Origin of the sequence: Mariniflexile aquimaris, from assembly GCF_042676825.1 — a bacterium.
GTDB lineage: Bacteria > Bacteroidota > Bacteroidia > Flavobacteriales > Flavobacteriaceae > Mariniflexile > Mariniflexile aquimaris.
The window spans coordinates 736,814-749,705 of sequence record NZ_JBHTIB010000002.1; the positions used below are offsets into that span (position 1 = coordinate 736,814).

7 protein-coding genes are annotated in these 12,892 nt (G+C 35.3%); 1 reads left to right on the top strand and 6 read right to left on the bottom strand.

From position 1 onward, the window contains the following. Positions 1-126 precede the first annotated feature (126 nt). A complete protein-coding gene (locus ACFQ0I_RS03335) occupies positions 127-1,974 on the top strand; it encodes a cation:proton antiporter (protein WP_379939319.1) in 1,848 nt (615 codons plus the stop codon). 3 nt (positions 1,975-1,977) lie between these two features. On the opposite strand, the gene ACFQ0I_RS03340 is transcribed toward ACFQ0I_RS03335, so the two are convergent. From ACFQ0I_RS03340 to glgA, 6 genes are all read right to left on the bottom strand, one after another. Next, positions 1,978-4,380, bottom strand: coding sequence for a glycoside hydrolase family 31 protein (locus ACFQ0I_RS03340; RefSeq protein ID WP_379939320.1), 2,403 nt, complete (start codon positions 4,378-4,380; stop codon positions 1,978-1,980). 137 nt (positions 4,381-4,517) lie between these two features. Continuing rightward, positions 4,518-6,425, bottom strand: a complete 1,908-nt coding sequence (gene glgB / locus ACFQ0I_RS03345; RefSeq protein ID WP_379939322.1) for a 1,4-alpha-glucan branching protein GlgB — start codon at positions 6,423-6,425, stop codon at positions 4,518-4,520. A gap of 3 nt (positions 6,426-6,428) precedes the next feature. Then, positions 6,429-8,060 carry a trehalose synthase gene (locus ACFQ0I_RS03350; RefSeq protein ID WP_379939324.1) on the bottom strand — a complete coding sequence of 544 codons (1,632 nt, stop codon included), beginning with the start codon at positions 8,058-8,060 and terminating at the stop codon, positions 6,429-6,431. Between the two features lies 1 nt (position 8,061). Next, positions 8,062-9,999 (bottom strand): alpha-1,4-glucan--maltose-1-phosphate maltosyltransferase, encoded by a 1,938-nt coding sequence (locus ACFQ0I_RS03355; RefSeq protein WP_379939326.1) that lies wholly within the window; start codon positions 9,997-9,999, stop codon positions 8,062-8,064. A gap of 91 nt (positions 10,000-10,090) precedes the next feature. Next, entirely contained in the window at positions 10,091-11,356 is a 1,266-nt protein-coding gene (locus ACFQ0I_RS03360; RefSeq protein ID WP_379939328.1) for a glucose-1-phosphate adenylyltransferase, read from the bottom strand. A gap of 56 nt (positions 11,357-11,412) precedes the next feature. Further along, on the bottom strand, positions 11,413-12,615 hold the full coding sequence (glgA, locus tag ACFQ0I_RS03365) for a glycogen synthase (RefSeq protein WP_379939330.1): 1,203 nt from the start codon (positions 12,613-12,615) through the stop codon (positions 11,413-11,415). Positions 12,616-12,892: the final 277 nt, after the last annotated feature.

Below are 12,892 nucleotides of genomic sequence, written 5' to 3' on the forward strand. Positions count from 1 at the left end.
ATGAAAATTAGATACAAAAAGTGTTGATTTTATGCGTTATTATTGGGTTTCTAAAGAACTATGTAGATAATTGGTTTTAAATAATCTGTTTTTCTTATTTTAGACCATTCAATATAAAACCGATTTATGCTAGAACTCGCAGGCATCATTATTTTAGGCATATTAGCACAATGGGTGGCATGGAAATTAAAAATACCGGCAATTTTACCCTTAATACTTATAGGCTTATTGGTTGGACCTATTGCCTCAGAATTTATTAGTCCCGATGGAAGTAAATGGATAGAACCCGTATGGAATGGCACAAAGGGGTTATTTCCGGGTGATGGATTGTTTTATTTTGTGTCGCTCGCTATTAGTATTATTCTTTTTGAAGGCGGACTAACTTTAAAACGTTCTGAAATAAAAAATGTAGGGCAAGTTATTACCAAGTTAATCACACTAGGGTCTGCAATTACGTTTTTTGGAGCGGGTATTTTAGCGCATTTGCTGTTTAATTTAAGTTGGGACATAGCCTTTCTGTTTTCTGGATTAATTATAGTTACTGGGCCTACAGTTATAACACCCATATTAAGAAACATTCCCCTTAAAAAGGATGTATCTGCGGTATTAAAATGGGAGGGTATTTTAATTGATCCCATAGGAGCGTTAGTAGCTGTATTGGTTTTTGAATTTATTAGCGTTGAAGGCGATAGTGGTTTCACAATTACGGCTTTAATTGAGTTTGGAAAAATTGTACTTTTTGGTACCACCTTCGGTTTCACCTTTGCGCATGCATTGGCGTTTGCTATTAACAGGAATTTTATACCGCATTATCTTTTAAATGTAGTTTCACTTTCCACCGTATTATTGGTTTTTGTAGAATCTGAAGTTTTTGCTCACGAATCTGGTTTATTAGCGGTTGTGGTGATGGGCATGGTTTTAGGTAATGCGAAGTTGGACAACATAAAGGAACTGCTATATTTCAAAGAATCTTTAAGTGTTTTACTCATATCTATTTTATTTATTCTTTTGGCAGCAAACATAAATTATGAAGATTTACTGCTTTTAATTACGTGGAAATCTGCTATGTTATTTGCTGCTGTGGTGTTTGTAATAAGGCCTATTGGCGTTTTTTTATGTACTTTGGGTTCTCCATTAAAAATTAATGAAAAAGTCTTTATAAGTTGGGTTGGACCTCGTGGAATTGTTGCTGCTGGAATCGCTTCGCTTTTTGGTAGCAAATTAATAAGTCAGGGTGTAGCGGGAGCTGAATATATTACACCTTTGGTATTTATGATTGTTTTAGGAACCGTATTGCTTAATGCTACCACAGCGCGTCCTTTTGCCAAACTAGTAGGTGTTTTTCTTAAACGATCTGAAGGTGTTTTAATAGTGGGTGCCTCACTTTTTTCGAGACTTATTGGTAAATATTTAGAGGACAATGGGAGACATGTAGTGTTAATAGATAGTAATCAAGCGAATATACAACTAGCGCAAGACATGGGATTAGAAGCGATGAACGTCGATATTTATTCAGACATCCTGCATGATAATATAGAGCTGAGTGATGTTGGGTTTTTAATGGCACTAACGGGCAGTGGAGACATTAATAATTATGTTATTGAAAAATTTTCGGAACAATTTGGAGAAAGTGGCACCTATAGGTTGGTACACAGAGACGAAATTCTAGATCCAAATAACAGTCCGAAAGAAGGATTATTTTCGCATACAGACGATTATATTTCACTAACCGAGGTAGCAAGAAAATATCCTAAAATTCATGAGATTGAACTTAAGGATCGCGCACATTATGAAGAACTTATTGAAATTACAACACATGATGAAGATATTATACCATTGTTGGTTAAGGATAAACACGGTGTTTTAGAGATAATTTCTTCTTACAATAAAAATGTGGGTAAAATAGAAAAAGGCTTCAAGTTGGTGTACCTTGGGAAGCCTTTTAATTTAAAACCTCATAAAGAAACGTTATAACGTTTATGCTTTTATATGGAGTTCGGTAAATTCTTTACTTACTATTATAGAATTATCTCCATTTAGTTTTACGTCTTCAAATAACATCTCTTCATTATTTATTTGAACTGTAGAAATTTTGAATGGTAACCCATGGAATTTAATCTTTATTTGGTCATAAGGCGTAATGTATTTACCCGATTTAAATTGCTGAATAATTAATGAATTCTCTTTTCCAACTAATTTGAAATTTCTTAGACTATAGCGTCCTTTAATATAATCATAACCATCTTGAGCATCTTCAAAAACCTGCGAGGTTTCCTCCCCTTGTTTGTAATAAACATTTAAAACCAATTGCTCTATTTCTTTTTCACCAACATATTGCTGAACAGGGTATTTTGGTATCATAGCGCCTTCTTTCACAAAAATTGGCATGCTATCTAAATCAGCATCTACCCATAGTTCTTGGCCACCTTCAACCACTTCGTTTGTCCAGAAATTATACCAATTTCCAACAGGGAAATACATACGTCTTCCTTTTGCATTAGGTTCAGTGATTGGGCAAGCCAATATCTTTTCACCAAAAATAAATTCATCGTTTCTGTAGTGGGTGTGGGGGTCGGTTTGGTCGAATAACACTAACGATTTTAAAATTGGAACACCCTCGTTAGCATATCTCCAAAAGGCGGTATATAAATACGGTAATAACTGGTATCTTAGTTCAATAAATTTTCGGACAATGTTGGTAATATTAGTGCCAAAAGCCCAAGGTTCTTGGTCGCCATGATCGCCAGATGAATGAGTTCTGCAAAAAGGATGGAAAATACCTAATTGTATCCAGCGTGCATAAAGCTCACCGTTTGGTTGTTCGGCAAATCCTCCGATATCGGAGCCTATAAAAGAATATCCAGACATACACATACGTTGTGCTTGAATATTGGCGATAGATAAATGCTCCCAAGTGGCAATATTATCTCCTGTCCAGCTAGAGGTATAGCGTTGCGTCCCAGAATACGCTGCACGGGTAATTACAAAAGGACGTTTAGGGAATGAGAATTTTTTAAGTCCTTGATAGGTGGCTCTCGCCATTTGCATGCCGTAAACATTATGTGCTTTTCGGTGGCTGCAAGGGTTACCATCGTAATCGTGTCGAACATCATTTGGAAACGATTTTCCAGGAACATCCATTACCGCAGGTTCGTTCATATCGTTCCAAACACCTTTAACGCCTATATCTTCTACGAGTTCTTTAAATAAATCTGACCACCAATCGCGTACTTCGGGGTTTGTAAAGTCTGGGAAATAGCACTCCCCAGGCCACACTTTACCCTTCATATAAGGACCATCGGCACGTTTACAGAAATAATCATTTTCTAATCCTTCTTGATAAATAGAATATTCTTCATCTATTTTAATTCCTGGATCTATAATAACAATGGTTTTAAAGCCATCGTCTGCTAATTCTTTTACCATCCGTTTCGGATCTGGAAAATATTCTTTATTCCAAGTAAAGCATCTAAAGCCATCCATATAGTCGATGTCTAAATAAAGCGCATCGCAAGGAATTTTTAATTTTCTGAATTTATTCGCGATTTCTTTAACCTTAGATTCTGGATAATAGCTCCATTTACATTGATGGTATCCTAAGGTCCATAAAGCAGGTAATTCGTGAGGTTTTCCGGTTAAGTCTGTATAAATAGAAACCACATCGGCCATGGCAGGTCCATAAATGAAATAGTAATTCATTTCGCCGCCTTGGGCCCAAAAACTGGTAATATTTCTACGTTCATGGCAAAAATCGAAACTAGAGCGGAAGCTGTTATCGAAAAAGATTCCGTAAGACTTATCGTGATGTAATCCGGTGTAAAAAGGGATGGCTTTATATAACGGATCTGTGGTTTTTACATAAGCAAAAGAGTCTGTTACCCAATTATCAAAACGTTTTCCTTTAAGGTTATTATCAACAGGTTTATCGCCTAAGCCGTAGAAGCTTTCACCTTCTTGAGCAGCTTTAGTCATTTTAACAATGTTACCACCAAACTCATAACTTTCTTCCCAGTGAAATCCTATTTCATCTTCGCAAATAAGTGTTTTGTCTTTGACATCAAACAAAGCTATGCGCATATCGTTTTTAGCAACATGACAGATAATTTTTGAAGTCGTAATTATATATTTATCGGCTTCTTCTGTAACTTCAAGAAAATTATAACCTCTGCTGGCGTATTTTGTTATGGCATAAGAGAAATCTTTTTCAAAAATGCCGGTTGTGGTATATCTAAATCTTAAAACACTATCGCGCTGTACGGTAATTTGCAACACAACGTTGTTTTCTGAGGTAAACGATAAGGTGTCAAGGTTTTTTTTGTAAGAAATTATGTTTGTTGGGAATAAATTCCCTTTATATTCTAATTCAGTATTTAAAATCATAGTATGGAACGTGTAATTAAGCGACGAAATTACTAAAAATTAAGCACGTATTACGTTAGATTCTATTAAAAAAATAAGGTCGAAATTATCTAAATTACAATATAACAACTATTTATTTCACAACTTCCTAACAAATGTTATTTAAATTGAAAAACAGTAACCGCTAATGGCGGAAGTGTTATTTCTGCTGAATAATCTTTGCCATTCCAAGCCTGTTTTTTCGCAGTTAATTCGTTAGCGTTTGATACGCCGCTACCTCCAAATGCTTCAGAATCACTATTGAAAATTTCAACAAGTTTACCCTTATGCGGAAGCCCAATACGATAGTTTTCCCTTACAGTTGGTGTTAAGTTGCAAACAACCACCACATTGTCTTCGGGGGTGTTTCCTTTTCTAATATAAGAGATTACACAGTTTTCGTGGTCGCCATAATTAATCCACTCAAAGCCTTCGCCAGTAAAAGCTTTTTCGAACAACGCAGGCGTCGTTTTATAAAAAGCATTTAAATTTTTAAAATAGTTTTGGAAATCTTTGTGAGGTTTGAATTCTAACAAATTCCAATCTAAACTTTCTTGAAAATTCCATTCGTTATATTGTGCAAATTCGCCACCCATAAACAACAATTTGGTGCCTGGATGCGTAAACATGTAACCATATAATAAACGTAAGTTAGCAAAACGCTGCCACTCGTCTCCTGGCATTCTTCCTAAAATAGAGTTTTTACCGTAAACCACTTCATCATGCGAAAGCGGAAGCATAAAATTCTCTGAAAAGGCATAAGCTAAACTAAAAGTAATATCATTTTGATGGAATTTTCTATACACCGGATCTTTTGCGAAGTACTCTAAGGTATCGTGCATCCAACCCATCATCCATTTCATTCCAAAGCCCAATCCACCTAAAAATACAGGTTTTGAAACTCCTGGAAAGGCTGTAGATTCTTCAGCAATCATTTGAATATCGGGGAATGAAGCATAAGCTTCTTGATTTAGTTCTTTAAGAAATTCGATGGCTGCAAGATTTTCTCTTCCACCAAAGATATTAGGCTCCCATTCACCATCTTCACGTGAATAATCTAGGAACAGCATCGACGCCACCGCATCTACACGTAAACCATCGGCGTGGTATTGATCCATCCAAAACAATGCATTACTTATTAAGAACGATTTTACTTCGTTACGTTCGTAATTAAAAATTAAACTTTTCCAATCTTGATGGTATCCTTTGCGTCGGTCTGGGTGTTCGTATAAGTTAGAACCATCAAAAAAGCCTAAGCCATGAGCGTCTTCTGGGAAATGAGATGGTACCCAATCTAGTATAATTCCTATATCGTTTTGATGTAATTTATCGACTAAATATTTAAATTCTTCCGGATATCCAAATCGAGATGTTGGTGCAAAGTAACCTGTTAACTGGTAACCCCAAGACGGATCATAAGGATATTCCATAATAGGCATTAATTCTACGTGTGTAAAATTCATGTCTTTTACATAGGTTACTAAATCGTCTGCTAATTCGTAGTACGATAAAAAACGATCTTCTTCTAAATGGCGTTTCCAAGAACCTAAATGAACTTCGTAAACCGAGTAAGGTGCGTCTAAAGCATTGTGTTTTTTACGCTTTTTCATCCAATCGGTATCTTTCCATTTATAAGAATCCTTCCATACTATGGATGCCGTTTTAGGTGGATGTTCGCATCTGCGCGCATACGGGTCTGCTTTTTCCGTTTTAATGTCGTTATTATGGCTCTGTATTTTGTATTTATAAATATTCCCTTGACCAACTAAAGGAATAAAGCCTTCCCAGATACCACTAGAATCCCAACGCACGTTTAATTGGTGTTCGCCTTCAATCCAATAATTAAAATCTCCAATAACCGAAACTTGTTTTGCGCTTGGTGCCCAAACAGCAAAATACGTTCCCTCAATGCCGTTAACTGTGGTTATGTGAGAACCAAATTTTTCATAAAGTCTGTAGTGTTTACCTGCTTTGAAAAGGTTGATATCGAATTCTGTAAATAAACTGTAAACTTGTACTTGAGCCATAAATTAGTGATTTATAATATTAGAAATTCCTTTTAAGGGAATCACTGCCCATTCTGGGCGTGAATTGAGTTCGTAACCTAGTTCGTAAACTGCTTTTTCTAGTAAGCAGTATTTTAATATAAAAATACGCTCTTGGTTATATCCTAAGTTTAAATTAGCATTTTGAGTTTCGGTAACATAAGTACCTAAAAAGATACCAGTAATGTAATTATATAGTGTTTCTCCTGCCTGAAATAATTGTTCTTGAGACAAGGTATTAAAACTGTCTTTATTGTTGAAAATGGTCGCGTAAATCGCATAATGAAACGACCTAAACAAACCTGCCACATCTTTTAATGGTGGTTGTTTTACTTTTCTATCGCGAATCGTACTTTCGGGTTCGCCTTCAAAATCTAGGATATAAAAATCGTTGTCCTTTACTAGAATTTGCCCTAAATGATAGTCGCCATGAACCCGAATGCGTTCGCCTTTTAATTTGGTCCAATCAAAGTTTGTGAATTGCTTACGGATTTTATTTTTCTTGCTTAAAAAATCCTGAGCCAATTGTAAAACGAAACCATCTAACTTATGCAAGTTATTTTCGATGATGTTGAGTCTGTTTTGAAACTGGTGTATCAATCTGTTTTTTAGCCAAACCGTGTAGTCGCCATTAAATTGAGACGGGGTAAAGGCCGTTTCTTCGAACTCAGAGCCCAACGCGATATGCATCTCAGCGGTTCGTTTGGCTAAGGTTTGAATTTTTGTAAAAAGATTTAATCCTGCCCAATCAATGATTTGTGGAGGTATGTCTGCAATAGTTAATCGCTGATACAGTTCCGTTTCCGGAAGCGTATTAATGTTAATATTTTTTTCTTTGATATTTAAGAATACGGTAAATAGTTCTTTAAGCATATAATCCCAGGCATCGCCTTGGTTGGGCACCATTTCCTGCATTAAGGCAATGGTTATATAATCGTTATCTACACTTACCAGATTGATGCTTCCTAAATAAGATGGCGTGTTTTTGAATTCTTTTTTTTCTGATAAAAACCGACTCATTTCGTAATCGGGGTTTTTATCCGAAAAAATACGCCTAAAAAATTTCAGCACATATTTTTCGTTGTAAACCAGCGATGTGTTGCTTTGTTCTAAGCCCATAAAACGAGAGGACTTGTAAACGGCATCAGTAAACGATAAACTTTTATGATATTGTACTTTTGTGGTATCTTTTGGTAATGCCGTTGCAATTCTTTCAAACACCAATTTTCTAAACGCGTCTAAATTAACAGCATCAATTATATAGCCTTTTTGGTTTTTAATGCTAATTGGTAGAATTCTATCTTTTGGAGCAAAATTTTCGTCGGTTACAAAAGCAATTGGTAAAAAATAATGTTGGTAAAAGGCTTCAATAAAATCGACTTCTAAAATTAAGCCAAAATAAATTTCTCCGTGTTGCTGAATTTTAAAATATTCGGATAACTCAATGTATTTTATGGTGCTAGCTTTACCACCAAACCAACGTTGTTTTACAATATAAGCTTCTAAAACATCCGATAAAAAAAGTTTTAAAAAAGAACCATTATCTAATAACTCCTCCCACGATTCGTTAAAATCGTAAGTCGGTGTTAAATTATTAGATACCGGTTCTTTAAGCATACTATTTAGTTATTTTGAAAATATGAAACGGTAGTGTTGGATGCAACTCTACAAAATTCCATTCGTTGGTCCAATTATAAATATTAAAGGTTATTAAATCTTTAATCTGAATATTATGTCCGGGATTAACACCTAATTCATGTAGCGGTAGCTGAAGCGTACCTTGCTGTAAATTAAAGGCATCTAAACTAATTACGATTAACACTTCGTTTGTTTTCGCATCATTCCATTTATAAAAAGCTATTAAATTAGAGTTTTCTATGAAACAGAATTTTATATTATTGGTTTGCTGAAGTGCTTCATTTTCATGACGGATGTAATTGATTTTTGTAATTAAGGTGGTTAATTTATTTTCAATGTTCCAGTCGTAATGCGTAATTTGAAATTTTTCAGAATTTAAGTATTCTTCACGTCCTAAAAGTGCATCGCTTAACATGTATTCGTAAACCGGACCATAAAGCCCAATACTAGAACTTAGTGTTGCTGCTAACACATAGCGCTGAATATGTTTCGATTCGTTGGCGCCTTGTAAATGCATGGGATTAATATCTGGCGTATTTGGCCAAAAATTAGGCTGCATGTATTCGCGAAGCTCCGTTTTTGTTAACTCTTCAACATATTCTGTAAGTTCGTGTTTATTGTTGCGCCATGTAAAATAGGTGTACGATTGTGTATAGCCTTGTTTTGCTAACTGCGCCATTACTTTTGGTGCTGTAAAGGCCTCGGCTAAAAATATTACATCGGGGTGTTTTGCTTTAACCTGTGCAATAATCCAATTCCAGAAATAAAAAGGTTTGGTGTGCGGGTTATCCACTCTAAATACATGGATGCCGCAGTCTATCCAATACATTAAAATATCTAAGCATTCGTTCCAGAGCGCTTTGTAGTCTTCGGTTTCCCAATAAATTGGAAGAATATCTTGGTATTTTTTCGGCGGATTTTCGGCATATTGTACGGTGCCATCTGGTCGCCATTTAAACCATTGTGGGTGTTCTTTAACCCACGGATGATCTGGCGCTGCTTGTAAAGCATAATCCATGGCAATCTCAATATTCTGTTCTTTTGCTCTGTGAATTAAACTTTTAAAATCGTCTAAAGAACCCAACTGCGGATGGATAGCTTTGTGCCCTCCATAATGCGACCCAACGCCCCATGTAGAACCTACATCACCTTCAACGGTGGTGGTGGTATTATTTTTACCTTTTCTGTTAACTTCTCCAATAGGATGAATAGGAGGTAAGTATAAGGTGTCGAATCCCATTTTAGCTACTCTGGGTAACAAGCGTTCGCAGTCTTTAAAAGTACCGTGTACTCCAGGATCCTCGGAAGCAGAGCGTGGGAAAAACTCGTACCACGTACTAAAACGCGCTTTTTTTCTATCGACATAAACGCGGTATTCTTTGCTGGTATTCGCTAATATTTTTTTCGGATTACTATAAAAAATATGATGCAGACGGCCGCTTGTGGCCTCCTTTATCGCTTCATCATAATTGTTACCGTTAGGAAAAATATTTTTTAGATGGTCTAGATACAGTTTGTCGTCGTGAGATAAACTATCGTAAACTTCATTTAAGTACCCTACGCCTTCTAACAATTCTGAATTTACATGCTGATTATCGGCAATTTTTCGTTCTATACCATGTTGCCAATTTAAAGCATAATCTACCCAAGCCTCTATTTTGTAGCTATAAAAACCTTGTTTTTCAACGGTAAAAGAACCTTCCCATTCGTTATTAACCGTAAGATGAATGCGGTTTTCTCTCCAGTTTTTCTCTCGTTCATGTTTATATAAAACAGATGCCGCTAATACATCGTGTCCATCTGCGAGAATATGTGCTTTTATATTTACTATTTCGTTAACAACACGTTTTATAAAAAAATCACCTCCGTTAATACTAGGATACACATAATCTATTACAACTCTTCTTTGGTCTTGCATGGTGTTTAGTTAGTTTTAAGATAGTAAATGTAGTAAATTATTAGTTTACTACTTTTTATAGAATATACTTACGAATACAATAAGTTACAAATTAAATTACATAACCTACAGGTATGGTTGCGCCTTTTTTAATTACAACAATACCATCTTTAATAACATACATATCGGTTTCTTTGTCTTCTAAATGTTTTCCTCCATTTATTCGTACATCATCGCCTATACGACAGTTTTTATCAATGATTGCATTTTTTATAAAGCAGCGTTCGCCAATTCCCATTAAGATTCTAATCTTATAATTCTCAATTTCTTCAAGGGTTTCGTAATAATCGCAACCCATCATATAAGTGTTTATGATGGTTGTTTCTTTACCAATTCTGGAGCGTACTCCAATAACCGATTTTTCAATTTTTGCAGCACCTATTATACAGCCTTCTGCAATAACCGATTTAGAAAGTGTGCTTCCCAAAATTTTTGAAGTTGGTAGCATTCTGGCGCGTGTATAGATACGTTTGTTTTTGTCGTATAAATCGAATTTAGGAATGTCGTCTGTAAGTCCAATATTGGCTTCAAAAAAGGAGTCGATATTTCCAATATCGGTCCAGTAGCCTTCATATTGATAACTTAATGTTTTGTGTTCTGCGATAGATTGTGGAATAATTTCTTTACCAAAATCTATGGTTGAAGGGTCGTTCATTAAATCAACCAAAAGTTCTCGGTTAAAAATATAAATACCCATAGAGGCTAGATAATTTCTACCTTGAGCTTTCATGTCGTCACTAACCTCAGAGGACCAATCTGGCAACAAACTAGCATCAGGTTTTTCTATAAACGAAGTTACAACGTTTTCGTCATTAGCTTTTAAAATTCCAAATGATGTGGCATCTTTGGCGTTTACCGGAATGGTTGCGATAGATATTTCGGCTTTACTTGCCTCATGAGCATCAATCATTTTATCATAATCCATTTGATAAAGCTGATCACCAGAAAGAATTAACGCATATTCAAAATCGTGTCTTAAAAAGTGGTGCATACTTTGTCTTACGGCATCGGCAGTACCTTGAAACCAGCCTTTATTCGTTGGAGTTTGTTCTGCAGCTAATACATCTACAAAGGCACTGCTAAAAAAACTAAAATGATAGGTGTCTTTAATGTGACGATTAAGTGATGCCGAATTAAATTGTGTTAATACAAAAATGCGTTTAATATCGGCATTAATACAGTTAGAAATTGGGATATCAACTAATCTATATTTCCCGGCGATAGGAACAGCGGGTTTTGATCTTGTTTCTGTTAAAGGGTAAAGTCTTGAGCCTTGGCCTCCACCTAAAATTATGGATAAAACTTTGTTATTTATCATGGTTATATAGTTTAGAATTATACTTCAGTTTAGTGTTAGTTTTAATAGCAGCAATTTTAAATTAACGATTTGTAGAGATCTTCGACTTGTTTTGCAATAGCGCTCCAATCGAAATAATCTTCAACACGTTTTCTACCATTTAAAGCCATTTTATTTCTTAAGGCATCATCATTAATTAAATCGTTAATGCCTTTAGCAAGGTCTCTTGAAAATTTATCAGGGTTTACAGGTTCGAATGGTGCTTCTTTTTGTTGTTCTAGAGGAATTAAAATACCTGTTTCTCCAGGTATCACCACTTCTTTTATACCACCAACAGCACTTGCCACAACCGCGGTGTTACACGCCATAGCTTCAATATTTATGATTCCGAAAGGTTCGTAGATAGACGGACAACAAAATACATCGGCGTGCGAGTATAATTGAATAACTTCCTGTTTTTCAAGCATTTTGTCAATCCAAATAACATTATTACGTGTCTTTTTTACTTCGTTAACGGCGTCTTCCATTTCTTTACCTATCTCTTTGGTGTCTGGAGCGCCGGCACATAAAATAATTTGCGTATCTGGATCTATGTACTTTATGGCGTTTACTAAATGGATAATTCCTTTTTGTCTTGTAATTCTACCAACAAATAATACATAGGGTTTCGTTTTATCTATACCATAGGCATCGAGCGTGGTGGTTTCAGAAGTTACGATATATTGTTGCAGGTTAATTCCGTTATAAATAACCTTAATTTTACTTTCATCAACATTAAAATGTTTTAAAACATCTTCTTTAGTTTCTTTAGAAACGGCAATGATAGCATCTGCCATTTCAATCGCTGTTTTTTCTACCCAAGAAGAGGCATCATAACCTCTGCCTAATTGTTCGCGTTTCCAAGGTCTTAATGGTTCTAATGAGTGCGTGGTAATTACCAAAGGAATGCCGTAGCATAGTTTCGCAATTATGCCAGCAAACTGGGCATACCAAGTGTGGCAATGCACAATGTCGGCATCAACGATATCGGCATTCATATGTACACAAGTACTTAATGTTTGAAATACCGATTTAAGTTGCGGATCTGAATCATTAAATATTGGGTTATCATATGGAAATCCTTTAACCGACAAGTTGTTTGAATTTTCGTTTTGGTCGCCAAAACATCTTACATCAACATCCATTAATTTAGCTAATTCTGCGGCTAAATATTCAACATGAACACCAGCGCCTCCGTAAACATAAGGTGGAAATTCTCTGGTATAAAAAAGTGCTTTCATAATAGTTTTTTAAAATTAAGTTGTGCAGATTTAAACTAAAATTTGGTGATTTGAACTTACAGCTTTGAGTAAAACATTAAGTCATAAAATATTTTTGTTAATATTTAGCCTATGAAATAAAAAACTAAACCTCACTGCGCTTATAAACTTACAAAATTATTGTTAATAACTTTGTTGAAATTGCATTTTTAAGAAAAAAAGAGTAATAAAGAGAATTATTGAAATTATCTTTAAAAAAAAGCAAAAAAACAAGGCAATATTGCCTTGTTTTTTTGCT